19 protein-coding genes are annotated in these 24,467 nt (G+C 63.5%); 7 read left to right on the top strand and 12 right to left on the bottom strand.

Annotation, left to right across the window (positions count from 1 at the left end; all coding sequences use genetic code 11):
• Nucleotides 1–485 precede the first annotated feature (485 nt).
• Nucleotides 486–2,540: a tetratricopeptide repeat protein gene (locus JQ597_RS05605; protein ID WP_212263234.1), complete on the top strand. Its 2,055-nt coding sequence runs from the start codon at nucleotides 486–488 to the stop codon at nucleotides 2,538–2,540.
• A 66-nt stretch (nucleotides 2,541–2,606) separates the two neighbouring features.
• On the opposite strand, the gene JQ597_RS05600 is transcribed toward JQ597_RS05605, so the two are convergent.
• Both JQ597_RS05600 and JQ597_RS05595 read right to left on the bottom strand, forming a co-directional pair.
• Complete coding sequence (locus JQ597_RS05600; protein WP_212263233.1) at nucleotides 2,607–4,301, bottom strand: AMP-binding protein; 1,695 nt, start codon at nucleotides 4,299–4,301, stop codon at nucleotides 2,607–2,609.
• A 174-nt stretch (nucleotides 4,302–4,475) separates the two neighbouring features.
• Entirely contained in the window at nucleotides 4,476–5,669 is a 1,194-nt protein-coding gene (locus tag JQ597_RS05595) for a serine hydrolase domain-containing protein (protein ID WP_212263232.1), read from the bottom strand.
• A gap of 351 nt (nucleotides 5,670–6,020) precedes the next feature.
• On the opposite strand from JQ597_RS05595, the gene JQ597_RS05590 reads away from it, so the two are divergent.
• Together JQ597_RS05590 and JQ597_RS05585 are read left to right on the top strand one after the other, a co-directional pair.
• A complete protein-coding gene (locus tag JQ597_RS05590; RefSeq protein WP_212263231.1) occupies nucleotides 6,021–6,338 on the top strand; it encodes a hypothetical protein in 318 nt (105 codons plus the stop codon).
• A 134-nt stretch (nucleotides 6,339–6,472) separates the two neighbouring features.
• Nucleotides 6,473–7,966: an NAD-dependent succinate-semialdehyde dehydrogenase gene (locus JQ597_RS05585; protein WP_212263230.1), complete on the top strand. Its 1,494-nt coding sequence runs from the start codon at nucleotides 6,473–6,475 to the stop codon at nucleotides 7,964–7,966.
• A 37-nt stretch (nucleotides 7,967–8,003) separates the two neighbouring features.
• On the opposite strand, the gene JQ597_RS05580 is transcribed toward JQ597_RS05585, so the two are convergent.
• The 6 genes from JQ597_RS05580 to JQ597_RS05555 all read right to left on the bottom strand — a co-directional run bounded on the left by JQ597_RS05580 (nucleotide 8,004) and on the right by JQ597_RS05555 (nucleotide 14,685).
• On the bottom strand, nucleotides 8,004–9,038 hold the full coding sequence (locus JQ597_RS05580; RefSeq protein WP_212263229.1) for an alpha/beta fold hydrolase: 1,035 nt from the start codon (nucleotides 9,036–9,038) through the stop codon (nucleotides 8,004–8,006).
• A gap of 40 nt (nucleotides 9,039–9,078) precedes the next feature.
• On the bottom strand, nucleotides 9,079–11,280 hold the full coding sequence (locus tag JQ597_RS05575) for an SLC26A/SulP transporter family protein (protein ID WP_212263228.1): 2,202 nt from the start codon (nucleotides 11,278–11,280) through the stop codon (nucleotides 9,079–9,081).
• Between the two features lie 88 nt (nucleotides 11,281–11,368).
• Nucleotides 11,369–12,178 (bottom strand): crotonase/enoyl-CoA hydratase family protein, encoded by an 810-nt coding sequence (locus JQ597_RS05570; protein ID WP_212263227.1) that lies wholly within the window; start codon nucleotides 12,176–12,178, stop codon nucleotides 11,369–11,371.
• The gene (locus tag JQ597_RS05565; protein WP_212263226.1) at nucleotides 12,175–12,612 is read right to left on the bottom strand and encodes a VOC family protein; all 438 of its coding nucleotides are present in this window, start codon (nucleotides 12,610–12,612) and stop codon (nucleotides 12,175–12,177) included. Before JQ597_RS05565 ends, JQ597_RS05570 begins: the two co-directional genes overlap by 4 nt.
• A 168-nt stretch (nucleotides 12,613–12,780) precedes the next feature.
• On the bottom strand, nucleotides 12,781–13,695 hold the full coding sequence (locus JQ597_RS05560; protein WP_192736300.1) for a phosphoribosylaminoimidazolesuccinocarboxamide synthase: 915 nt from the start codon (nucleotides 13,693–13,695) through the stop codon (nucleotides 12,781–12,783).
• 72 nt (nucleotides 13,696–13,767) lie between these two features.
• Nucleotides 13,768–14,685 (bottom strand): pirin family protein, encoded by a 918-nt coding sequence (locus tag JQ597_RS05555; protein ID WP_212263225.1) that lies wholly within the window; start codon nucleotides 14,683–14,685, stop codon nucleotides 13,768–13,770.
• 74 nt (nucleotides 14,686–14,759) lie between these two features.
• On the opposite strand from JQ597_RS05555, the gene JQ597_RS05550 reads away from it, so the two are divergent.
• The 3 genes from JQ597_RS05550 to JQ597_RS05540 all read left to right on the top strand — a co-directional run bounded on the left by JQ597_RS05550 (nucleotide 14,760) and on the right by JQ597_RS05540 (nucleotide 18,035).
• The gene (locus JQ597_RS05550) at nucleotides 14,760–15,332 is read left to right on the top strand and encodes a GNAT family N-acetyltransferase (protein WP_212263224.1); all 573 of its coding nucleotides are present in this window, start codon (nucleotides 14,760–14,762) and stop codon (nucleotides 15,330–15,332) included.
• Nucleotides 15,333–15,393: 61 nt separating this feature from the next.
• Entirely contained in the window at nucleotides 15,394–16,452 is a 1,059-nt protein-coding gene (locus JQ597_RS05545; protein ID WP_212263223.1) for an AraC family transcriptional regulator, read from the top strand.
• 149 nt (nucleotides 16,453–16,601) lie between these two features.
• A complete protein-coding gene (locus JQ597_RS05540) occupies nucleotides 16,602–18,035 on the top strand; it encodes a serine hydrolase domain-containing protein (RefSeq protein ID WP_212263222.1) in 1,434 nt (477 codons plus the stop codon).
• Nucleotides 18,036–18,199: 164 nt separating this feature from the next.
• On the opposite strand, the gene JQ597_RS05535 is transcribed toward JQ597_RS05540, so the two are convergent.
• Complete coding sequence (locus JQ597_RS05535; protein ID WP_212263221.1) at nucleotides 18,200–19,570, bottom strand: MmgE/PrpD family protein; 1,371 nt, start codon at nucleotides 19,568–19,570, stop codon at nucleotides 18,200–18,202.
• 132 nt (nucleotides 19,571–19,702) lie between these two features.
• Between JQ597_RS05535 and JQ597_RS05530 the strand changes: the two genes are divergently transcribed.
• Complete coding sequence (locus tag JQ597_RS05530; protein WP_212263220.1) at nucleotides 19,703–20,821, top strand: FUSC family protein; 1,119 nt, start codon at nucleotides 19,703–19,705, stop codon at nucleotides 20,819–20,821.
• Nucleotides 20,822–20,972: 151 nt separating this feature from the next.
• On the opposite strand, the gene JQ597_RS05525 is transcribed toward JQ597_RS05530, so the two are convergent.
• From JQ597_RS05525 to JQ597_RS05515, 3 genes are all read right to left on the bottom strand, one after another.
• Nucleotides 20,973–22,301: an SMI1/KNR4 family protein gene (locus tag JQ597_RS05525; protein WP_212263219.1), complete on the bottom strand. Its 1,329-nt coding sequence runs from the start codon at nucleotides 22,299–22,301 to the stop codon at nucleotides 20,973–20,975.
• A 170-nt stretch (nucleotides 22,302–22,471) separates the two neighbouring features.
• Nucleotides 22,472–22,942: a DUF2867 domain-containing protein gene (locus JQ597_RS05520; RefSeq protein ID WP_212263218.1), complete on the bottom strand. Its 471-nt coding sequence runs from the start codon at nucleotides 22,940–22,942 to the stop codon at nucleotides 22,472–22,474.
• The gene (locus JQ597_RS05515) at nucleotides 22,939–24,342 is read right to left on the bottom strand and encodes an MATE family efflux transporter (RefSeq protein WP_212263217.1); all 1,404 of its coding nucleotides are present in this window, start codon (nucleotides 24,340–24,342) and stop codon (nucleotides 22,939–22,941) included. The genes JQ597_RS05520 and JQ597_RS05515 overlap by 4 nt, the downstream gene beginning before the upstream one ends.
• Between the last annotated feature and the right edge of the window lie 125 nt (nucleotides 24,343–24,467).

The raw sequence follows: 24,467 nt of genomic DNA, 5'->3' as shown, positions 1-24,467 counted from the left end.
GCGCGTCATAAGTCGTAAAGCCACTGCGCAGGGAATGTCGGATGCTCTCCGCTGCCCTGTATGCTCGTGTGCAGCTTCTTTAGCACAATCGCACACGAGACCGCGGGTGCAGCGCGCATCCGGCATTCCCCGCGCCCTCTTTTCACGGAAGGCGCGAAACGACATGTACAACTCGGGCGCATTGCGTCGCGGGAACGTGACGCTATATCCACGTCGTCCCTGCGAACGCAGGGACCCATAACCACAGGCAGCAATTGTCTGGTATGTTTGGTCGTGATCTTCCGTTTTCGACAAAGTTGGCCGCGGCGTATGGGTCCCGGCGCAAGGCCGGGACGACGAAGATACTGCTAAATTGCGTTTCCATCCCCATCTCGATATTTTGTTCACCCATTGGTATTGCGGCACGGAGGTCGGCTCTGGTTCCTCCCAAACAAAAGCAAGTCGCTCTCCGCAATTGGTTTCTCGCGGCCATTGCGGCGGCTGCGTTGTGCCAGCCGCAGGCGTCGGCAGTTGCGGATGATCTGGCGGATTGCAACAGCGGGCCGCCCGCCAGGGTGGAAGCTGCGTGTGCAGCCATCATCAACGATACCGCGCGTCCGCCGGAAGACCGCGTCAAGGCGCATCTCGGCCGGTCGCGGCTCTATCTCAATACGTCGAAGATCGATCTGGCCCTGGCGGATGCCGAAGCGGCGCTGAAGCTGGATTCCAATTCCGTTCAGGCGCTGCTGCAGCGCGGCGTCGCCTATCAACGAACCGGCAAACTGGATCTGGCGAGGGCTGATTTCGATCGCGCGCTGGAGATCGAACCGAAGAACGCGCTCGCATTTCTCTCGCGCGGCAATCTTCGTTCCCAGCAGCGGAACTGGCCGGAAGCGATCAGCGATTTCGACGAGGCCATCGCGGCGCGTCAGGATTTTGCGCAAGCCTATGTCAGCCGCGGTCGTGCCTATTCGGAAAGCGGTCAGCTCGACAAGGCGCTCAGCGACCTGAACGCGGCCATTGCGATCAACGTCAATGTGCCGGCAGCATTCTACTGGCGCGGGCAGACCTACCGCCGCAAGGGCGACATCGATCGCGCCATCGAGGATTTTTCGCGGGCTATCGCGCAGGGGCCGAAGAACGACATGGCGCCCTATTTCGCGCGCGCCCAGCTCTACAGCTCCAAAGGCGATTACACCCGTGCGCTGGCCGACCTCGACGCGCTCCTGGCGGTGGCGCCGGACAGTGCGGCGGCGAAGCAACTGCGCCAGTCCACGCTGGCGATGCAGACGGAACTGGCGAAGGTTCAAGGCAGCGACAAAGGCAGCGACAAGGACAAGCCGAAGGCGCTGCCGGCGCCGTCGGCATCGCCGTCGACATCCGAGTTGGCCGACCAGATCACCCCGCCGCTGCCGCAAGCCGCGCCATCAGGCAATGCCGCCGGCAAGCCGTTGATCGATCGGGCGCGGCAGCTCATCGTCCAGGCCAAATACGCCGATGCGGTCGGGCTCCTGAACCAGGTACTGACAGCCGATCCGCGCGACGAGGCCGCGCTGCAGCTCCGTTCCAGCGCGCGCACCAGGCTCGGACAACTCGCCGAGGCCCGCGCCGACCTCGATGAATTGATCAAGCTCCGGCCGAATGACGCGACGGCGCTTTCGCTGCGCGGGGTGACGTCGGCTGCCATGCGACAGCCCGACCAGGGCCTGGTCGACGTCGAAGCGGCACTGAAGATCAACCCCAACAGCGCGCAAGCCCATTACAGCCGCGGCGTCGTGCATCGGCAGTTGGGGAAAGTCCCGGCCGCGCTTGCCGATTTCGATCGCGCGATCGCGATCGACCCCAGGATGAGCCCCGCCTTCTATGAGCGCGGCATCACCCAGATGTCTCTCAATCAGCTCGACAAGGCCTTGACCGATTTCGACCAGGCGCTGGCATTGACGCGGGTGTACGATCTGGCCAAGGCCGCCCGCGGCGTGGTGCTGCTCATGAAGGGCAACTCGGCCGAGGGGCTGGCCGATATCAACGCCGTGCTCGAGCGAAATCCAACCAACCAGACCGCCGTCTTCGGCCGCGGACTTGCCCTGGTCAACTCGGGCCAGTTCGATCGCGCGATCGTCGCGCTCGATACCGTGGTGGGAAAGACGGCGGACGACAGCATGGCGCGCACGCTTCGCGCCCGCGCCTATCTTGGCAAGGGCGAGACGCGCAACGCGCTGGCGGACCTCGATCTCGTCCTCAAGGCACGGCCTTCGGATGCTTCGGCGCTGACGCTGCGCGGCAGTGTGTGGTCGGCGCTGCGCGACTATCCCAAGGCCCTGAACGATCTCAACGAGGCGATCGAGCGCCGCGAAACCATCGAGAGCTATGTTGCGCGGGCGCGCGTCTACGAGGCGCAGAACGATTCCGAAAAGGCCGCCGCCGATTATCGCCGTGCGACCGAGCTCGTGCCACGGAGCGTGTTCGAAACCAACGCGCAGGCCAATGCGAAGAAAAAAGCGCAGCAGCTTTCCAAGCGCGTCCCCTGCGGCGACATGGCGGGCAGCGGCACGTGTCTGTGATTTGGATTGGTGGCGAAACCATATCCTCGTCGTCCCGGCGAAGGCCGGGACGACGCGCCCTCAAACTCACGCCGTCTTTGCCGCCTTCAACCCAAGCCTCGCCTCGACCGCGTCGCGCATCAGGAATTTCTGGATCTTCCCCGTCACCGTCATCGGAAATTCGTCGACGAACTCGACATAGCGCGGAATCTTGTTATGCGCGATCTGCCCGTGGCAAAAGGCGCGGACCTCCTCAGCGGTCAGGGTCTCGCCGGGCCTGACGCGAACCCAGGCACACAGCTCCTCGCCATAACGCTCGTCGGCGACGCCGAAAATCTGCACGTCCTGGATCTTGGGATGGCGATAGAGGAATTCCTCGATCTCGCGCGGATAGAGGTTCTCGCCGCCGCGGATCACCATGTCCTTGATGCGGCCGACGATGTTGCAATAGCCCTCCGCGTCGATGATCGCGATGTCGCCGGTGTGCATCCAGCCATTGGCGTCGAGCACGTCCGATGTCTTCTCGGCCTCGTCCCAGTAACCCAACATGATGCTGTAGCCGCGGGTGCAGAGTTCGCCGCGCATCCCGCGCGGCACGATGCGGCCCTCGAGATCGACCACCTTGACCTCGACATGCGGATGAATGCGCCCGACGGTGGAAACGCGGCGTTCCAGCGGCTCATCCGTCGAACTCTGGAAACTGACAGGGCTGGTTTCGGTCATGCCATAGGCGATCGTGACCTCGCCCATGTTCATCTCGTTGTTGACGCGCTTCATCACCTCGACCGGGCAGGGCGCGCCGGCCATGATGCCGGTGCGCAGCGACTTCAGGTCGAAGCGCGAGAATTCGGGATGATCGAGTTCGGCGATGAACATGGTCGGCACGCCATAGAGCGCGGTGCATCGTTCCTTCTCGATGGTCTGCAACGTCGCCAGCGGATCAAAACCCTCGCCGGGATAGACCATGGTGGCGCCGAGCGTCACCGCGGCGAGATTGCCCATCACCATGCCGAAGCAATGATACAGCGGCACCGGGATGCAGATGCGGTCCTGTTCGGTCAGGCGCATGGCGCGGCCGACGAAATAGCCGTTGTTGAGAATATTGTGATGCGTCAGCGTGACGCCCTTGGGCGAGCCTGTGGTGCCGCTGGTGAACTGGATATTGACGGGATCGTCGAACTGCAACGTCCTGGCCAGTTCCGCCAGCGTCTCGCGGTGCCGCGCGCTGCCCATCCGCGTCACGTCCTCGAACGCGATGGTGCCGGGCGAGGGCGGCCCGCCGATCTGGATCACCGCGCGCAGCTTGGGCAGCCGCGCCGCCTGCAATTCGCCGGGCGTCGATTTGGCAAGTTCGGGCAGCAGCGTGTTCAGCATCTCCATGTAGTTCGAGGTCTTGAACGCGGTCGCGGTCACGATCCCTGCGCAGCCGACTTTTGCCAATGCGAATTCGAGTTCGCTGAGGCGATAGGCCGGGTTGATGGTGACGAGGATGATGCCTGCTTTCGCGGCGGCAAACTGCGTCAGCGTCCATTCCGGGCGGTTGAGCGACCAGACGCCGATCCGCGCGCCGCGTTCCAGCCCGAGCGCGAGAAAGCCGGCCGCCAGCGCATCGACGCGTTCGGCGAATTGCTTCCAGGTCCAGCGGACATTATGGCTTGGCGAAACCAGCGCCTCGCGGTCGCCCCAGCGTCGCACCGCATGATCGAGGCTTTGTCCGATGGTATCGCCCAGCAACGGCGCATCGGCGGTGCCGGAGACGTAACTGGCGGTTGGTTCGGTCATCGTGCCACACCCTCGGTGTCATCCCCGCCTTGTGCGCAATTGCGCACTGGAGCGGGGATCCAGTATTCCAGAGGCGTCCGTTATAGCACGACAGGCCGCGGCGTACTGGGTCCCCCGCATGCGCGGGGGACGACAATTTGTGGATGGGTCGGACCGCGTCCCGACAGTTCGCGTTCAAGCCGCCCTCTGGCGACTCCCTGCATCAAGCCCGGCATAGATGCCGCGCTCGAAGCCCGCAAAGGCTTCCAGGCACTTGTGATCCACGAACGGCAGCATCTGCATCAGGATCACGCCCGAGACATTACGCGCCGGATCGATCCAGAAATAGGTGTTGGCAAGGCCGGCCCAGGCGAGGCTGCCCGCGCTGCGGCCCTCCGGCGTCTTGGCGGTGTTGATCAGGAAGCTCAGCCCCCATTTTTTCACCATGTCCGGATAGAGATCGACATCGTTGGTGTACATCGGCTCCATGGTGGGCATCTTGCCTATGGTGAGATCGCCGATGTGGTTCTGGCCCATCAACGCGACGGTTTCCGGCTTCAGCAGCTGGTTGCCGTTGCCCTTGCCCTTATTGAGAATCATCTGGGTGAACCTGATGTAATCAGCCGCCGTGCTGTAGAGGCCGCCGCCGCCCATATGAAATTCCGGATTCTGTTCGAGCTCGAACGGGATCGGCGCCAGCGCGCCGTCTTCGCCGCGCGCATGCATGCCGACCAGCCGCTGGCGCTGGGAATCCGTAATCTTGAAACTGGTGTCGCTCATGCCGAGCGGCGTGAACATGTGGTCGCGCAGGTAAGCGTCGAGGCGCTTGCCGCTCGCGGCTTCCACCGCCTTGCCGACGAAATCGATGTTGATGCCATATTCCCAGCGCGTGCCGGGATCGGACATGATCGGCCCCTTCAGCGCGGCGTTCAGGCAGCTGAAGATGGCCGGGGTTCCGGTCTTCTCCTGATACTTGCCCATGTCGCCGTTCCACACGTCGTAGCAGTAGCCGGCGGTGTGGGTCATGAGATGGCGCAGCGTGATCGGCTTCTTGGCCGGCCGCAGCTTCGGCTCGCCCTTGGCGTCAAAACCTTCCAGCACCTGCGGGTTGGCCAAATCCGGCAGCAGCTTGCCGATTGGCTCATCCAGCGAGAGCTTGCCTTGCTCGACGAGCTGCATGCCGGCGGCGCACGTGATCGCCTTGGTCATCGAGGCGATCCAGAACACGCTGTCGGCGGTCATCGGATCGTCCTTGGAGAGGTCGCGTTTGCCGAACGCGCCCTGATAGATCACCTCGCTGCCGGTCGCCGCGACAGCGACCACGCCTGGAATCTCCTTGGCCTCGCATTTCTGACGCAGAACCTCGTCGATCTGAGCTTTGCTTTGCATGGGTCACCTCCCGTTTGTTGTTATGGAGTGCCGCGATCTTCCCCCCGCCGTTGCAATCCCGCAAGCGCTCGCGGCGCCTTGCCGTTGATGTCGCGATCTCGTGATGGGCTGATGGCTTGCGCAGGGAGGGGGAAGGAGAGCGACACAAAACTGCAACACTGCGCCACAATTCGCGGTGGATCAGCGGCAACAGCGGTGACCGCTCCGGGCGCAAACGATAAGTTGATTCCATAATGATTTCCGGTGCTGATTCTTTGCAGTAAGACATTCAGATTCCAGCGGAAACGCTGCCCCCGAACTGAATGATTTGATGAAAATGGTTGTAGTTTTTCCCATTGTGAGGATGCCGCGATGATCTCGACCTGGAGTGAGTGGAAACGATACCCCCGCCCCGGCCGCGCTGAAAACATCGAGGCCCCGATCAGCCCCGGCATCTATGAGGTCCGTGTTGCCGGTACCGGCGCGCTGCACTCGTTCGAGGCGGTCGACAATGTCGCGGTGGCGCTGGCGCAATTGCAAGTCGGTTCCAAATCCTGGTTCTCGCGCCGCAACGCCAAGCTGCCTGATCTCGAATACCGCACCTGTGCGACGTCCTCGCGGGCCGACGCCAAGGCCGCCGCCGAACGCATGATCGGCCGCCGCGAAACCTATATGAACGGCACGGCGTGAGTTGAGGCTGTCATTCCGGGTTCGCTTTACGCCCCGTAATGACGATCAGCAGCCCTGCCTTTGCGGCCGATGCAATGCCGGCTGAATAGGCCTATACTCGGATCAATACCCCAAAAAATCCGAGGAGTTACGCCATGAACCCGCCCGTCGCTGCACGCGCTTCGCAATCCGCCCCCTCCCTGCGCGACCGCCTGAAGGACCCCTCGCTGCTGCGCGAGCAGTGCTATATCGACGGCGCATGGACCGGGAAGGCGTCAAAGCCGGTGACCAATCCGGTCAACGGCATTGAGCTGGCAAAAATACCGGTCATGAGCACCGCGGAGACGACGTTAGCCGTCGAAGCCGCCGAGCGCGCGTTCCCGGCCTGGGCCAAGCTGACCGCCAAGGCGCGCTCCAACATCCTGCGCAAATGGTTCGACCTGATCATCGCCAACCGCGAAGACATTGCACTGATCCTGACCTCGGAGCAGGGCAAGCCGCTGACCGAAGCGCTCGGTGAAGTCGATATCGGCGGCGCCTATGTCGAATTTTTCGCCGAGGAAGCCCGACGCGTCTATGGCGAAACCATTCCGACCCAGCGCGCCGATGCGCGGTTGCTCGCGATCAAGCAGCCGATCGGTGTCTGCGGCGCGATCACGCCGTGGAATTTCCCCTGCTCGATGATCACCCGCAAAGTCTCGCCCGCGCTGGCCGCGGGTTGCACGGTTGTTCTGAAGCCCGCCAATGAAACGCCGCTGACCGCGCTGGCGCTGGTGGCGCTTGCCGAAAAAGCCGGCGTGCCGAAGGGCGTGTTCAACATCCTGACCGGCAATTCCTCGGCGATCGGCAAGGTGCTGTGCGAACACCCGGCGGTGCGCTTCGTCGGCTTCACCGGCTCGACCGAAGTCGGCAAGATCCTGTACCAGCAGGCCGCCGTCGGCGTGAAGAAGCTCGGCCTCGAACTCGGCGGCAACGCGCCGTTCGTGGTGTTCGACGACGCCGATATCGATGCCGCCGTCGAAGGCGCCATCGTCTCGAAGTATCGCAACATGGGCCAGACCTGCGTCTGCGCCAACCGCATCTACGCCCAGGACAAGATCTACGACACGTTCGTCGAAAAACTCTCGGCCAAGGTCGCCGCGATGAAGATCGGCGACGGCACCGAAGCCGGCGTGGTGCAGGGCCCGCTGATCAACATGGAAGCGGTCGACAAGGTCGAGAAGCACATCGCGGACGCGGTCAAGGGCGGCGCGAAAATCGTCACCGGCGGCAAGCGCCATGCGCTCGGCGGCAGCTTTTTCGAGCCGACAGTGCTCGCCAACGTCAAGCCCGACGCGCTGGTCGCGCACGAGGAAACCTTCGGGCCGCTGGCGCCGGTGTTCCGCTTCAAGGACGAGGCCGACGTGATCGCGTTGTGCAACGCCTCGCCGTTCGGCCTGGCCTCCTACTTCTATTCGCGCGATCTCGGCCGGGTCTGGCGGGTCGCCGAAGCGCTGGAGTCCGGCATGGTCGGCGTCAACACCGGGCTGATCACAACCGAAGTAGCGCCCTTCGGCGGCGTCAAGGAGTCTGGCCTCGGCCGCGAAGGCTCGCATCACGGCATGGAAGAATATGTCGAGATCAAATACGTGATGATGGCGGGGATTTGAATCCGTTCGCGGGGACGACAAGTGGATAGAGGTACGCCTAAAGCCCATCCATAAACTGCTTCAGCCGCGGCGCCCATTTGTGGGCGTCGAGGCCGGAGGCGGAGTGGCCGAGTTCGCTGTCGAGCAGGAAATAATCGGCATCGACACCGGCGGCCTTCAGTCCCTGCATCACGCCGGGCGCGATGTCAGGCGGAAACAATTTGTCGGTCCGCGACAGCACAAACAGAACCTTCGATTTGATCTTGCCGAATTGCTGCGTCACGTCGAAGCCGCGCAGCGCTTTTGCAAGTATGATCAGCGAATTGGCGTCGAATCCCTCTGCCCACCGCGCGGCCTCGTCGCGGATCGCGGCCTCGATCTCCGCAGGATCGGACATCGTCGCTTTCAGGCGGGTCTCGATGCCATAGGTCTTCAGCGTCGCTATGCGGATTTCGGTCATCGTCTCCACGACGCCGCTGCGATCGTAATAGTCGCCGCCGTTCCAGTTCGGGTCCTTCGAGAGCGCTCCGAGCAGGCGCGCGACATTGCCCTCGGATCGTTCGCGCGGCACCAGCGGCGAGGTGACGACAGCCGCGATCCCCTTCATCGCGTCGGGATAGTTGACGGCCCATTGCAACGCCTGGAATCCGCCATAGGACGGGCCGACGATCGCAACCAGTTTGTCGATGCCGAGATGATCGAGCAGCAGCCGCTGCGTGCCGACGATGTCGCTGACATTGACGTCGGGGAATCGCGGCCCGTAGGGTTTGTCGGTAGCGGGGTCGATACTCCCAGCATTGGTCGATCCGTAGGAGGAGCCCAGCATGTTCGGGCAGATCGCAAAATAGCGGTTGGTATCGACGGCCTTGCCGGGGCCGACGATCTCACTCCAGCTGCCTTCGCCCGTCGTACCACCGGGATCGATGATGTGCGGGCCGCTGGTGTTGCCATGTGTCACCAGCACCGCATTGCTGCGATCGGGTGCCAGCGTGCCGAGTGTCGCATAGGCGATCGTCACCTCTGGGATCACGATGCCGCTTTGCAGGCGATAGTTGGTGGTCGAAAAAGTCTTCGCGTCAGCCTGTGCGGTCATGTGCTCTAACCCCGGAGCAGGAAGCTCAAAAAGCAGCGTTCTATCGCCGTAACACTGCAATGGTGCGATTGGCAAAAGTAAGTCGTTCGGCCATAACCGATACGAAATAGGTCAGCAGCTTCTGGCTGAGCGAGGGATCGTCGATCTTGAGCGCTTCAAACTGATGCGCGCTGAGGACGTACAGAATACTTGCGACCTCGGCTTGAATCGTCGCGCTGCGTTGCGCCTGCGACACTAGGCCCATTTCGCCGATCGTCGTGTAGCGGCCGAGGCTTCGTACCCGCGTGGTGCGGCCTTCGTCAGCCGGCACCATGATGCCGACGCGTCCGTCCAGGATGAAATGCATGGAATCGGCGGCGTCGCCGGCGCTGACAATGATCTCTCCGGCGTCGATCTCGACACGCTCGCAGCGATGCATCAGCGCCACGGCGTCGCGCGGGGTTCCGAGAATCTGCGTGAACCAGTCACGCAGATTGGCCTCCTCCTGCTCGTGCCCCTGATGCTTCGCGATGATCTCGTTCTCGCATTGCTCCAGCGCATGATCGAGCTCCGGCACGATACGAACCCGGCCGGAGATGAAACCGCTGGACCGCAGCGCCTTCTCGGCGAGCTTAGGCAAATGAACCAGCACCAGTTCGATGTGACGCTCGTCGGCGCTGCGCTTGATCTGGGCAAAACTGTAGGCCGCCGATGAATCGAATCCGGTGACCAGCTTGAAGTCGAACACCAGATAGCGGCATTCCGGACGCTGCGCGAGCAGCGCCTTGACGTGCTGGTAAAGCCGGTTGGCGGAACCGAAGAACAGATAGCTTTGCAGATTAAGGCCCTGGATTTGTCCGCCATGGGCCGTCAGAACCGTCTGGTCGTCGCGCGAACGATCCAGCGAACTGCGATATTCGGAGCCGTCAAAGCTGAATTTGATTGGATCGATCCGCGCGGCCGTGAACGCGAATGTCGCGCAGCCGATCACGACGCCGATCAGCACGCCCGCGACAAAACCCCATTGCAGGATGATGACGATGATCGCCAGCAGGGAGACATATTCGGTCTTGGTCAGGCGCCGCCGCGATTCGATGATCCATTTGTGCAACTGATCGGCGCCCAGATAGATCAGCAGACCCCCGAGCACGAATTTCGGCATATAGCCGAGCAGCATCGGAGCAACCGCCAGCATCAGAACCGAGATCGCGGCCACCGTCAGGCCGGCGAGCCGGCCGGTCCCGCCGCTGCTGAAGTTGAGGATGGTGCGGCTGACCGAGATGCAGCCGGTATAGCCGCCGAACGCGCCGGACAGGATGTTGGCCAGGCCCGTGACGTTCAATTCCCGCTCGAGATTGGCTTCGCGGTGCGCGACAACCTCGATACCCGCGGTGTTGAACAGCGTACTCGACGCCGTGACGAAAATGACGGCGACCAGATTGCCGAGCAGATCCGGCACGGCATGCCAGGGATAGCGGGCCATATCGGCCGTGTTCCACGGCAGCATGATGCTGACGCTAGGGGGTGGCTGAAATGTCCATCCCGAGGCCTGCGCTTCTGCCGACGTGAATCCCGCCAGCCAGAAAGCGATATGTCCAACGACCACGCCCCCGACCAGCATGGCGGGTAGGCCAAACGAGGTGCGCGTGCGATGCCAGGTCAGATACAAGGCCAGCGCCATGGCGCAGGCCGCCGCCAATTCGGACAGGGTCAGGATGTTGGCGAACTGATCTAGCGTCGTCAGTTGAAGGCGGTGGCCGGTGATGACGCGGACCGCGCCCAAAAGGATCAAACAGGCGGTGGCGCCGAGGAACCCGCCCACGACGGGATAGGGCACATAACGTATCGCGCGGCCCATCCGCGTCACCCCGAAGCCGCACAGCACGATGCCGGTGACGATGGCCGAAAGCCCAAGCGTCATCAGCGCCGGGGCGAGCAACGATGCGGAGGGATCGCTGGCGACAACGTGCTCGACCAGCGACGCTGCCAATATTCCGGTCATCGCCGCCGTGGAACTCTCGGGCGCCGCAATGGCGAACGGGAATGAGCTTCCCCACGCGATGACAGCGGCGAGGATGGCCGAGGAGATGAAGGTCGCGGCGAGGCCGTAGGACAGATATGGCGCCAAGGGCCCGGTAAAAATCAGAAGCGAGTACGACAGGCCAAATGTAATCGTCAGGACACTGGCGGCGCTGCCGCCGAGAATGTCATTGAGGGCCTTCCGAATTAACTCCGGCTCGCCTTTGAGAGATCGACTGACCACGCCCCACTTGCCCCCGGCACCCCTGCCAGTGGTAGAGACCGCAGACAGAGATCACAACGTTATTCTTATGACAGGGGTGACGGTGCCGTCAGCCGTTCCCCACGATATCTCCACCAAACGCGCCATGGCGGCCGACGCCGGACGCAAATCGTGCAGCGCCTGAGAGTGTCTCGCCCGAGGCGATCACCTTCAGTCCGCCGCGCATTTCGTTGGCGATGGCGTCTTCCTCCGCGAGGTCCCATTGCCGCAGCGCCGACAGCCGGTCGGCGCGCATGCAGGTCTGCGGGAAGGCCGCGATTTCCCTGGCCAGCGCGATCGCCTGTGCAACGGCTTCGCCTCTTCGCACCAGACGATTGGCCAGGCCCATGCGCAACGCCTCCGGCCCGCCGACCGGGCGCCCGGTCAGGATCAGGTCGATGGCCTGGGAATGGCCGATCAGCCGCGGCAGGCGGATGGTGCCGAGATCGATCAGCGGTACGCCAAACCTGCGGCAGAAGATGCCGAAGGTGGCGTCCTCGGCGACGACCCGCATGTCCGCCCAGAGCGCCAGTTCCATGCCGCCGGCGACGGCAAATCCCTCGACCGCGGCGATCACGGGTTTTGACAGCCGCAACCGGCTCGGCCCCATCGGCGCAATCGAGTCATGGCCGCCGATCTCGCGCTTCTTGTTGGGATCGCCCGCCGCCACCGCCTTGAGGTCGGCGCCGGCGCAGAAATAACCGCCGGTGCCGGTGAACACCGCAACAGATGCTGCTTCATCGGCGTCGAACGCCAGAAACGCATCGTAGAGTTTGCGCGCGGTCGCGCCGTCGACGGCGTTGCGGCAATGCGGACGGTTGATGGAAACGATGGTCACCGGCCCATCGCGTTCGACAAGCACGCTATCGGTCTCGGTCATGTCTGCGCTCCCGCGTTAGATTGAAGTAGATCCCACAGGTTGCCATAGAGATCTTCGAAGACGGCAACCGTGCCGTAGCTCTCTACCTTTGGCTCCCGGACAAAGATGACACCTTTGGACGTGTAAGCGCGAAAGTCGCGCCAGAAATCGTCGGTGTGGAGGAACAGAAATACGCGGCCTCCGGTTTGATTTCCAATACGAGACGCCTGCACGTCATCTACGGCCCGCGCAAGCAGCAGGCGTGATCCGGTCGAACCCCGCGGGGCCACGACAACCCAGCGCTTACCTTGCGCGGGAATCACCCTGTCTTCGATCAGGGCAAATCCGAGTACATCGACATAGAAGGCAATTGCTTCGTCGTAATCGCGCACCACGAGAGCCAATTGGCCAATCGTCTGTCCTGCTACGACGGGTTGATCGCCTGCTCCGGTCATATTCATCCTCAATCATGCGGAGGATCATTTCGTCGCGTCGGATCGGGTGGTGTCTAGCCGATCTTCAGCTGCGTAGGGTGGGCAAAGGCGCGCTTGCGCCGTGCCCATCATCTATCGGTTATCAGAAATGGTGGGCACGCTGCGCTTTGCCCATCCTACGAGAAGTCATCATATCTTCAGCTCAGCCCCCGTCACACGGCGATACGCTTCCAGATAGCGCTTGCTGGTGGCGTCGACCACGCTCGCCGGGAGCGGGGGAGGCGGCGCGTCGCCGTTCCAGCGGCCGGCGCGGCGTTCGGCGTCGAGGTAATCGCGCAGCGGCTGCTTGTCGAAGCTCGGCTGCGGCTGGCCCGGCTTGTAGACGTCGACCGCCCAGAACCGCGAACTGTCTGGAGTCATCACTTCGTCGATCAGGATGATGCGGCCGTCACCGTCGCGGCCGAACTCGAATTTGGTGTCGGCGATGATGATGCCCTGCTTGCGGCTGACCTTCTCGCCGAAATCATAGACGGTGCGGGCCATGCCCTCCAGCGTCTGCGCGACGTCGGCGCCCAAAATCTCGCGGACGCGCGCGACCGTGATGTTCTCGTCATGGCCGGTCTCGGCCTTGGTCGCCGGGCTGAAAATCGAAGGCTCCAGCTTCTCGCTTTCGACCAGACCCGCCGCGAGCTTCTCGCCGGCCAGCGTGCCCGATGCGGCATATTCCTTCCAGGCCGATCCCGAGATGTAGCCGCGGATCACGCATTCAACCGGGAAGACGGTAGTGCGCCGGCAGAGCATCGCGCGTCCTGCGATGTCGGCGCGGTGTGCCTTCAGCGCCGGCACCTGCGCGATGATCTCGTCGGCATCCGCGCTGATCATGTGATGCGGCACGACGTCTGCGAGCTGCCTGAACCACCAGGCGCTGATCTGGGTCAGCACCGCGCCCTTCATCGGGATGGTTTCGGCCATCACGACGTCGAACGCGCTGATGCGGTCGGTGGTCAGCAGCAGCACGCGGTCGTCGCCGACGGCATAGATATCGCGGACCTTGCCGCGCCCGATCCGTGGCAGGGGCAAATCGCTGGCGAGCATCGCGTTCATGGTGTCATGCTTTCAAGAAGCGCGCCCGCGGGTGAAGCGCGGGTAGCGGAGCTTTGGTTTCCGAGGGATAGCTCACTCCGGCAGCGGAATGAACTCGTGTTCCTCGGGAACATGGGCAAAACGGCCGGTTTTCCAGTCCTGTTTGGCCTGTTCGATCCGCTCCTTGCTGGAAGAAACGAAATTCCACCAGATATGGCGCGGGCCCTCCAGCGCGTCCCCGCCGAGGAACATCATCCGGGTCGGCTTGATCGCCTTCACGGTGATGCGGTCGCCGGGCCGGAAGATCAACAGGCGCGGCGCCTCGTAGCGCTCGTTCGCGATCTCGACTTCGCCGTCCACCACATAGATCGCGCGCTCCTCGTGGTCAGGATCGAGCGGCACGCTGGTGCCGGCGGTGGCCGTCACCTCGGTATAGAACCAGGGCGATACCATCGTGACCGGCGATTTCACGCCAAAGCCGCTGCCGGCGATGATGCGGGCGGTAAAACCACCGTCGTTCACGGTCGGCAGGCTTTCGGCGGCGTAGTGCTGGAACGATGGCGCGATTTCCTCCGAGCCTGCCGGCAGTGCGATCCAGCTTTGCAGGCCCAGCATCTTCTGGCCGTCGCGGCGCTGCACGTCGGGCGTGCGTTCGGAATGGGCGATGCCGCGGCCGGCGGTCATCAGATTCATCGCGCCGGGCTGGATCTCCTGAATGTTGCCCTCGCTGTCGCGGTGCATGATGCTGCCGTCAAACAGATAGGTGACGGTGGCAAGCCCGATATGCGGATGCGGGCGTACGTCCATGCCGTTGCCGGCGATGAACTGCATCGGGCCGAAATGATCGAAGAAGATGAAGGGGCCGACCATCTGCCGCTTGCCGTGCGGCAATGCGCGCCGAACCACGAATCCATCGCCGAGATCACGGGTGCGCGGCACGATGATGAGTTCAAGCGCGTCGCAGGTCTTGGGATCGCCGAGCACGGGATCGTTGGAGGGTTGCCAGCTCATGAGAAGCTCCTTTGCATCTGTGGCGACCTTAGCAACAATGGCAGGGTTGCGTCCAAACACGTATTGAGGAACCGATGATCCCTCCGCTCAAGCCGGGTGCGAAACTGTTGCAGACCGACGGTCCGGTGATCGAGACCGCGCGGCTGATCCTGCGGCCATGGCGCAGCAGCGATATCGCCGCGAATACGGCAATGCTGGCCGATCCCAATACCGCACGCTACATCGCCCCCGACGGCCAGCCGGTCACGTCAGAGATCAACGGATGGCGCAACGCCGCCGTTATTTCCGGGCACTGGGCGTTGTATGGCTTCGGCATGTTCGCGGTCGAGGAGAGGTCGAGCGGCCGATATATCGGGCGCGTGGGACCATGGTCGCCGCCGGGTTGGCCGGGCCTTGAGGTCGGTTGGGGCATCGCCAGGGAGTGCCGTGGCAAGGGTTACGCGGTAGAAGCGGCGCGGGCTTCGATCGACTGGGTGTTCGCGACCTTCGAGATCGACGAGATCATCCATTGCATCGCCCCGGATAACGCGCCGTCACAAGCCGTCGCGCGAAAGCTGGGGGCCAAGATCGATCATGAAGGTGATTTGTTCGGGAAGCCTGTCGACATATGGGTGACATCGCGTAAATCCTGGGTGGACCAAAATTGAATCGTTCATTGATCTGCACTAAATTCATTGGGCGCGGCTGACCGCGCGATTGGGCCGATCGATGCTGCTTTCCACAATCGACATCGCCTTGCGCGGCGCCATCGTGGCGCTGCTGCTGGTGCTGGCCGCGACGCTGTTTCGCGGGTTCGGCACCGTGCTTGCGGGGCGGCTGGCCGCGGCGTTTGCCCTGGGATCGGCCGCGCACGCCGTTAGCTATTCGATTGGCTGGTCGTCGCCGGTCTCGCTTCCATATGCGCCGTTGATCGCATTGTCGACCGGCAATGTCGTGGTGTTCTGGCTGTTCACGCGTGCGCTGTTCGACGAGGCGTTCAGGTTGCGCTGGTGGCATGCGCTGATATGGGCTGGGGTTACCGCGTTCAGTTTTGTCAATTGCATGTGGACCGGACCGACATTCAGCGCGCGGGTTGCCATCGTCGCGGTCAATCTGGTGGCGCTCGGATTCATCGCACTGGCGGTGGTTCAGACGATCACCTCATGGCCCACGGATCTGGTCGAGCGTCGCCGTGACGTTCGTGGCTTCATTATCGGCGCGGCCGCGCTGTATGGCGGCATGAACGCGATGCTGCAGATATTTCTGCCCGGTAGCGAGGTCGTCAGCACGGTGAATTCAGCCGTTCTGGCCGGCGTGGTGGCGGCGATCTGCTACGCGATGCTGCGCGTCGATGGCGCCGATCTGTTTCCCGTGGCATCTCAAGTCGCGCCGGTAACGATTGCGCCGGCCCAGACGGTCGCGGCGGAGGATGCGCACGACCAAAAGCTGGTCGATGCGCTGATGCGCCTGATGGCCGATGAGCGCATCTACCGCCACGACAACATCACGATCGGTACGCTCGCGACCAAACTTGGAATACCCGAATATAGATTGCGACGGCTGATCAACCAGCGGCTCGGCTACCGCAATTTCAATGTCTTCCTCAACAACCATCGGATCGAGGAGGCCAAGGCCGCGCTGTCAGACCCGACGCAGGCCGAAGTCCCCGTCATTACCATAGCGATGGATGCCGGCTTCCAGTCGCTCGGTCCGTTCAACCGTGCCTTCAAGGCCATCACCGGCGTGACCCCGACCGAATATAGGCGGCAGAACGCTTCGGCGGCTTGATCCATAAATTGTTGTAAGTTCTACATAATTCCGAAATCGGCGAGGCGCCTGCCAATTTCGGCCAGTCCGATTTCCAAATCCGGCGAGCGGCCAGCGGCCACTTCGCCAACATCGCCGGCACGCGCTCATGCGTCATGCCGGAGGCCAATGTGTTCAGACGAAACCTGCTGCTCATCCTCGCGACCACCACCGCGCTCGGCGCCTTGGCGCTCTCCGCGGCGCGGGCACGCGATGTTCCCAAAATTGCCACCGGCTTTGTCGCCAACATCCTGTGCTCGGAGACCTTCGTGTCCGGGCAGCAGCCGGACCGGATCTTTCGCGAAACCACCGCAGCGATGCCCGGCGTCAGCCTGATCACCTGGGCGATGGATTACCATGTCGATCGGGCACGGAAGGAAACCACGGTGACGTTGCTCGGCCTCGGCCGCAGCCACGCGGTCTACCGCGAAGGTCTCGGCTGCTATCTCGATCATGGCAGTGCCGTTGCCGATATCTCGGTGCCATCAATCGATGTCAGATCATCACAGGCGCTGTTGCCGGATATCGCAGGGCCTTCGGTCGTCACGTCAGCCAATCCCCAACTGGCCGCCGCGCTCGATCGCGCCTTTGCCGAGCCCGAGCAGCCGCCGAAGCGTGCGACCAAGGCGATTGTGGTGCTCAGGGATGGCCGCGTCGTCGCCGAGCGTTATGCCGAAGGTTACGGTATCGACACGCCGATCCTCGGCTTCTCCGCGACCAAGTCGGTGATATCGGCGCTGACCGGCATTCTCGTGCGCAAGGGCGCGCTGACGCTCGATCAGTCCGCGCCGGTCGCGGCGTGGCAAGGCGCTGATGATCCCAGGCGTGCGATCACGGTCGATCATCTGCTGCGTCATACGGCAGGGCTGGCGCTCGGCAGTTCGCTGCAAGCCTCGCTCGGCTCAGTGTTCGAGCCGGTCAACCGGATGAAGTTCATGGAATCAGACATGGCTGCATTTGCCGAGAGCGTTCAACTCGAAACGCTGCCCGGCAGCCATTGGAATTACAATGACGGCAATACCGTCATCCTCTCACACCTGGTCCGCGACGCGGCGGGCGGGAAAGCGGCGGACATGCTGCGGTTCGCGCAGACCGAATTGTTCGCACCACTCGGTATGCGCAACGTGACCATCGAGTTAGATGCCGCAGGCAATGCGGAGGGATCGAGCCAGATGCTGGCGACCGCGCGCGACTGGGCGCGTTTCGGCCAGCTCTATCTCAATGACGGTGTGGCCGGCGGCAAGCGCATCCTGCCCGAGGGTTGGGTGAAGTATTCGGCCTCGCCGACATCAAATGCCTGGGTCGGAATGGGGGCCGGATTCTGGACCAATCTCGGTGACAGTTTTGGCGCCAACTATCGCAGCCAGCACGGCTGGCCGCGCGATGCGTTCTTCGCCAAGGGCACGATGGGGCAATACGTGATCATCATCCCCAGTGAGAAGCTCGTCATCGTACGGCTCGGCCGCTCGCCGAACGGGCCGCCGGAGGCGGATGGGGTGTTCAGGCTGGTGGCGGACGTCGTTGCTGCAACCGGTGACAAGGCAAAATTGGCGCGGAGTAAATGAAGGGCGGTAGTCGAGCCGACTCCCTCGCCCCGCTCTTGCGGGGAGAGGGGTGGGGTGAGGGGCTCTCTCCACCATCACGGTCTATCGATAGACCTGTACCCCCTCACCCGGATTGCTTCGCAATCCGACCTCTCCCCGCAAGCGGGGCGAGGTAAGAAGCGGCCCTACTGCCTTCCCAGCTGCGTGGCCTTCGCGACGCGATCGAATCGCTCGAGCGAGAGGATCGCGTCCGCAAGCTGGTCGGCGCGGCCGTTCAGCACCGGGCGGGCGAGGGTGAGGAATTTTTGCTGCATCGCCTGCGCGTCGGGGAATGAATCCGGCTCGCCGGAGGGGTCGGCATAGAGCCGCTCATGTACGGCATCGTCGGTGGTGATGGAGACGCGCGCGCCAAAGGGATGGGTGCGGCCGATCTCGAGGCGATCGTCCTGCACCACGTCGAACTTGTCGGCGAGCGCATTGACCGCGGCGTCGCCGAGCCGCTCGTAATCGTCCCAGCCGAAGCGGCCCTGGTCGAGCGCCAGCGCGCCGGTGAAGAACATCGAGAATTGCCCGCCGACGATCGAGGTCGGATGACGCTTGGTGGCAGCGTCGCCGGTCAGCGTGATGCCGTTGCGGTGCAGGCCGATCTCGACGCGCTTGATCTGGTCCGGCGTCAGATTGTGCTCCCGGCGCATCGCGATCAGCGCATCCAGCGCGGCGTGGGTGTAGCGGCAGCTCGGATAGGGTTTTACGCCGATCCTGAGCGTCTCATAGGTCTTGCCGAGACCGGCGGTCGCCTTGTCCGGATGCGCGTTGTCGCTGTAGCCGACGAGCAGCCCGTGCTTGCCTTCGACCGACTCGCTCGAACCGACAAAATCGTTGCGTGCCAGGGTCGCCGCGATCACGCCGTTCATCGCGGCGGCGCCGACCTGATAGCGTTTGTTCCAGGCGCCATTGACCAGGAATTGCAGCGAGCCTGCGGCCTGGCTGCCGGAGACGCCAAAGGCCGAGATGATCTGGTCCTTTGACAGGCCGAACAGTTTGCCGGCGGCGGCGGCTGCGCCATAGGTTCCTGCGGTCGCGGTCGGATGGAAGCCACGAGCGTAGTGCGAAGTGGGGTCGAGCGCGTTGCCGAGCCGGCAGCACACTTCATAGCCTGCGACGATGGCGGTGAGCACGTCGCGGCCCGATGCGCCGATCATCTCGCCGACCGCGAATGCCGCCGGCACCACGGGCGCGCTCGGATGCAGCGAGGAATCCGCGTGAGTATCGTCAAAATCCAGCGAATGGCCGAGCGCGCCGTTGAGCAAAGCGGCGACCGCGGGCGTCCAGGTTTTGCTGTCGCCGAACACGGTGGATTCGCCCTTGCCGTCCAGCGCCAAGGCTTCCAGCATCTTCAGCAGCGAGGCGGTGGATTCCGCATCGCGCCGCGCCCGGATCGTGCTGCCGAGGAAATCGAGCGTCAGCACCTTGGCGCGCGCCAATACCTCCGGCGGAATATCCTCGAATTTCAGGTTGGCGACATAGGATGCGAGCGTTGCGGTTTCGTTGGCCATCGTGTTTCCTCGTTTTGGCCCGCAGGGTAGGCGGGCTGAATCCACCTTTCAAGCCGTCTCCGGGGCGCGGGCATCAGCTATGCTAAAGCTCATTTACAGGCAGGATCGCCTGCAGGTTGCGGAATGGGGCGCATGGCCGGCTTTCTGAAGCGCGTGGCGGCCCGCGTTCGGTCGCGGCGGACGCAACTGGCGCTGGCTATCCGGGTGACGGTGGCGGCGGTAGTGGCCTACACCATCGCGAACGCCTTGCATCTGACGCTGCCGCTATGGGCCGTGCTGACCTCCTTGATCGTTACCCAGATGAGCGTCGGGCGGTCGCTGAAGGCGACCACGGACTATATGCTGGGGACGATCGGCGGCGCGATCTATGGCGGAGCGCTTGCGGTGCTGATTCCGCATTCGAGCGAAGCGGCCCTGCTGGCGTTGCTGGTGCTGACAGTGGCGCCGCTGGCCTATCTCGGATCGATCAACCCCAGCCTGACCGCGGCCACGGTGACAGGTGTGATCGTATTGCTGATCCCGGAGATGCACCACACCAGTCCGCTGGATTCCGTGATCGATCGTCTGATCGAGGTCACCGTCGGTGCGTCCACCGGGCTAGCCGCTTCCTTTTTGGTATTGCCGTCGCGGGCGCATCGTCAGATCCGCGCCAATGCGGCGCGCCTGATCGAACTGATCGCGGGCGCGTTCTCGCAATTGCTGGTTGGCCTGACGCATGGCCTCGACAACGAAGCGGCGCACCGGATCCAGGACGGCATCGGTGCTGCGGTGACGGCCTTGCATGCGATGGGGCAGGAAGCCGAGCGCGAGCGCGCGGCGCGTCTGTCATCAGGGCCGGACACCGGTCCGCTGCTGCGGACCATTCTGCGGCTGCGTCATGACGTCGTGATGATCGGACGGGAGTGTTTGGTGGCATTGCCTGCCAATTTGCAGGCGCGGCTGGATACGCCTCTGTCCGGCGTGCGCGAGGCGATCGAAGCCCATCTGCGCGCGTCGGCGGCCGCATTGCGCAGCGGCGCCAGCCCGCCGGTGATCGACCCCGTGCAATTCGCGCTGCAGGGCTACGCGGAGGAAGTCGCCTCTGTCCGCCGCGACGGCCTGATCCGCGGCCTGCCGGGCGATGCCGCCGAGCGCTTCTTCGCGCTCGGATTCTCGCTGGAGCAGATGCGCCAAAACATCGGCGATCTCGATCGCTGTGTCGCGGAGTGGTCGGCAAAGCCGCCCGTGAAGGCAACCGGAATCGAAAGCTAGGCCAATGTCGCGTCGTTGACGGGCCTCGTGGTTCGAGACGCGCGGCCTTGCCGCGCTCCTCACCATGAGGGTCTAAGACGCCATCCTGAATTGCTAGACCCTCATCCTGAGGAGCCGCGGAGCGGCGTCTCGAAGGATGTGGCCACCGACCCTAATCGAGATACACGCCCAGAAAGTTGAGAACGGTGGCATCGCGCTTCCCGATGCCGGAGGTCAGCGCCTTCAGCGCGGCGTCGAAGCTGGGCGCGGCCTGTGTGAGTTCCCAGCTGCCGTCATGGTCCCACTCAAAACACCAGCCAAAGCGTTCGCCCTGTCCAAGATTGATCACCAGGCAGCGGCTGTGCTGCGAGGGCGCGGCGACCGGCAGCAGGTCGCGCGCGGCCACGCCGTAGTGCTCGCGGAAGTACGCGTCGACCTTTTCCGGATCCTTCTCGAAGCGTGTGATGTAGTTGAACAGATTGTTGCGCTGGGTCGCCAGTTCCGTCGGCCGGTAGAAGCACAGTTCGGCCGACTCTTCCGGCAGCCGGACCTGCAATTCGGTCGAACCGTATGTCGTGAGAAACCTCCGATAATCCTTCGGCAGGTTGGCGCCGAGCTCTTGCTCGGCCTGCAGCACGTCACCTTCGCTTGCCGGCTTTTTTGTGTGCCAACGCCAGCCTTTGTCGGATTTCGATTTGCGTTTTCTCCGCGCGACATAGTCGGCATAGGCCGGCAGCGCGATGATGTCTTCGTAGCCGCCAAACTCGTGATATTTGTAGGCGTCATCGAAAGCCTCTTCCTGCCGCTCCGGAAAGTGCTCGACCAGAATCGTCGCGAGCTGCGCGCCGCGGTCCTGGCTTGCGTCGATCCGACAGGCCTCTTCGATTGCCTCCAGCGCGGCCTTTGGGTTATCGGCGCGCAGATGCGCCCAGCTCAGAACCTCCAATATTCGGGCCTCGAGGTCGCGATCCTCCATCGACCAGAAATAATGCGGCGTCTTGGCGGCGCGGTGGGCGGCGATGGTGTCGCGGCCGCGTTCGGCAAGCGCAATGATCTGGTTGTTGTCCTGATCGTCGGCATAGAAGTGATGGGCGGCGAGCCAGAGATAGAGCGGCTGGCTTGCCGCGGGCGTATCCCGAAGCGCGGCAAGGTATTTTGCCTGCACGTCAAGCGGTTCGCCCAGCGCCGCCAGCATCAGATCGTCGAGGCCCTTTTGCCAGTCGGGCTTGGGCTGCGGATCCGGCAACAGATTCCGCAGCATGTAATCCGTGTGCGTGGTTTCGATATACCCGGCTGCGGTGAGTTCGGCGACTTGCCGGCGGAACGTGGCGACGGCGGTCTTGGGTTTGGAATATTCCTTGCGCAGGAACTCGTCTTTTTTCCGCGCGCCCGGCGCCTCGTTCATATACTTGCCGACAACTGTCGGCTCGTCGCCCGGGATGAACAGCAGTCCGCGGTCATCATCGCCCGGCGGACGGTGGAAGAATTTTGCCAGCTTCATGAGGGTCTCCGAACACGCGGGCGCGAGGCTGCGTGTAGGAGCCTGCCGCTAACGCAAAAGGGTCGTGCGACCGCGGCCGTCAGCCACGGACTTAACGTTTCAGTCGCATGCTCGGAACAACAGGTTCACGACGGAAAACGGGCCTACGGAGGCCCGCGGATCGGCCCGATTCAGGCCGCGACCTGACGCAGCAGGCTGCGGACGATCAGCCGGTGAAACGGCATGATGACGGCCAGATAGGTCCGCCCCAGCCAGTTGTGTGTCAGCACCAGCGTGGTCGCGGTGACCTCTCGGGCGGCGCCTGACGTCGCGACGTCGACGACGATGCGGAAATCCAGGTGTTTGTCGTTGAAGCCGGCGACCAGCCGTTCGGGCTGCTCGCTCACGATCGGGAAAATTCCGACCATCTCTCTGGGTTTAGAACTGGCGCCTGACGTCTTGAGGCCGAACGGCGCCACCAGAATGTTGCGCAGGGTCAGCAGCGCTTCGGCCCATCGCGGCTGCCGCGCCATCATGCGCTCGGCCGCCTGCCGCGCATTGAGGGCGCGATCGCCGATTTCGATACGGAAAGCGTCGGCAAACTGCGCGCCGGGCAGTAGCGTGTTCGGGTCAATCGCGGGTGTGACTTCGTGAACGGTCATTGCAGCGCCAGCCTGTTCGAGAGCAGGCGGAAGCGCAAGATCAGCAGAATAGCAAACACGACGGTGCCGACGGACAATCCGACCCAGACGCCACCGGCGCCAAGCGATGTCCGAAATCCGAGTGCCCAGGCGCAGGTAAAGCCGACCAGCCAGTAGCTGAAGGTCGCGAACAACAGGGGTATGCGCGTGTCGTTCATCCCGCGCAGCGCGCCGTTGGCGACGGTCTGAATCCCGTCGGTGATGAAAAAGGTGGTGCCGACCAGCAGCAGCGTTGCCGTCAGCGTCGCCGTGGCGTCGACGGCTTCGCCGAGGAACAGTTCGGCGATCGTGAACCGTCCCAGGATCACGGCAAGCGTCATCGTCGCCATGAACACCGTCCCGAGCAGGATCGCGACATAGCCGGCGCGCCTGACGGCGTCGCGGTCGCGGCGCCCGACCGCATGCCCGACCCGGACGGTCGCCGCCATGCTGATCCCGAACGGCACCATGTAGAGGATGGCCGCGATCTGCAGGGCGATCTGGTGCGCGGCGAGCGCGGTGGTTGAGATCAGGCCCATCAGCAGGCCGGCCGCGCCGAACAATCCGTATTCGAGCATAAACGCCATCGAGATCGGCGCGCCGATGACGACGAGCTTGCCCATCAACGGCCAGTCGATCCGCCAGATGCGGCCGAGCACGTGATATTTGCGGAACGGCCGGCGGCGCGCGGTGAACCACAGCCCGGCGAGGAATGTTCCGAGATTGACGATGCTGGTCGCAAGGCCCGCGCCGAACAGCCCAAGCTCAGGCAGGCCCCATTTTCCGTAGAGCAGCGGATAGACCAGCAGCGCATTGGCCGGGATCGCGGCCAGCGTGATCCACAGCACCGGCTCGGGCCGGTTCACGGCGCTCATGAAGCCGCGTATCGCGATAAACCACAGCGCCGGCAGGATGCCCCAGGCGAGGCCGAACAGATATTGTTGCGCAAGCTTTGCGGCAGCCGGCGCCTGGCCGAGCGCGATCAGGATCGCCTCGCCGCGGAACGGCAGGATCATCAGCGGCGCCGAGATCAACACCGCCGCCCACAGGCCGACGCGCAGCGCGCGCCGCACCATGCGCGGGTCGCGCGCGCCGAAAGCCTGCGCCGCCAGCGGCGCCACGGCAGACACGAGGCCAAGGCCGAACGTGAAGATCACGAAGAAGACCGTATGCGCGAGGGCAGCCGCGGCGACCGCTTCACCGCCGAGCCGGCCGATGAACGCCAGATCGGTCGTCATCATTGCGATCTGCCCGAGCTGCGTCAGCGCCAGAGGCACCGCGAGCTTCAGTGTTTCGGCGAACTCCTCAGCCAGATGGTCGCGCGCCCGCGCCGCCGGGGCAGGCGCGACTGCGTGTGCGTCGATTTTGTCGAGCGAGGTCATGGAGTAGGACTAACACGGCGACGGGCCGAAAAAGTGACGGTGGCTTGCGGTAGATTTTGGTTTGACGCGTTTTCTACGCAGATAAGTCTACGCAATCTGCGTAAACTTGATTGCTATGCGAACCG

Source organism: Bradyrhizobium sp. AUGA SZCCT0177 (genome assembly GCF_018130125.1).
GTDB lineage: Bacteria > Pseudomonadota > Alphaproteobacteria > Rhizobiales > Xanthobacteraceae > Bradyrhizobium.
The sequence above is the reverse complement of the archived record's forward strand: the minus strand, read 5'-3'. Positions and strand labels throughout refer to the sequence as shown.

Coding starts and splice junctions, on each gene's coding strand:
- JQ597_RS05545 (WP_212263223.1), top strand. CDS start 15,394: ATGCTGCTTTCCACAATCGACATCGCCTTGCGCGGCGCCATCGTGGCG.
- JQ597_RS05570 (WP_212263227.1), bottom strand. CDS start 12,178: ATGACCGAGACCGATAGCGTGCTTGTCGAACGCGATGGGCCGGTGACC.
- JQ597_RS05530 (WP_212263220.1), top strand. CDS start 19,703: ATGGCCGGCTTTCTGAAGCGCGTGGCGGCCCGCGTTCGGTCGCGGCGG.
- JQ597_RS05555 (WP_212263225.1), bottom strand. CDS start 14,685: ATGAGCTGGCAACCCTCCAACGATCCCGTGCTCGGCGATCCCAAGACC.
- JQ597_RS05525 (WP_212263219.1), bottom strand. CDS start 22,301: ATGAAGCTGGCAAAATTCTTCCACCGTCCGCCGGGCGATGATGACCGC.
- JQ597_RS05580 (WP_212263229.1), bottom strand. CDS start 9,038: ATGACCGCACAGGCTGACGCGAAGACTTTTTCGACCACCAACTATCGC.
- JQ597_RS05590 (WP_212263231.1), top strand. CDS start 6,021: ATGATCTCGACCTGGAGTGAGTGGAAACGATACCCCCGCCCCGGCCGC.
- JQ597_RS05595 (WP_212263232.1), bottom strand. CDS start 5,669: ATGCAAAGCAAAGCTCAGATCGACGAGGTTCTGCGTCAGAAATGCGAG.
- JQ597_RS05600 (WP_212263233.1), bottom strand. CDS start 4,301: ATGACCGAACCAACCGCCAGTTACGTCTCCGGCACCGCCGATGCGCCG.
- JQ597_RS05585 (WP_212263230.1), top strand. CDS start 6,473: ATGAACCCGCCCGTCGCTGCACGCGCTTCGCAATCCGCCCCCTCCCTG.
- JQ597_RS05565 (WP_212263226.1), bottom strand. CDS start 12,612: ATGACCGGAGCAGGCGATCAACCCGTCGTAGCAGGACAGACGATTGGC.
- JQ597_RS05515 (WP_212263217.1), bottom strand. CDS start 24,342: ATGACCTCGCTCGACAAAATCGACGCACACGCAGTCGCGCCTGCCCCG.
- JQ597_RS05535 (WP_212263221.1), bottom strand. CDS start 19,570: ATGGCCAACGAAACCGCAACGCTCGCATCCTATGTCGCCAACCTGAAA.
- JQ597_RS05550 (WP_212263224.1), top strand. CDS start 14,760: ATGATCCCTCCGCTCAAGCCGGGTGCGAAACTGTTGCAGACCGACGGT.
- JQ597_RS05520 (WP_212263218.1), bottom strand. CDS start 22,942: ATGACCGTTCACGAAGTCACACCCGCGATTGACCCGAACACGCTACTG.
- JQ597_RS05560 (WP_192736300.1), bottom strand. CDS start 13,695: ATGAACGCGATGCTCGCCAGCGATTTGCCCCTGCCACGGATCGGGCGC.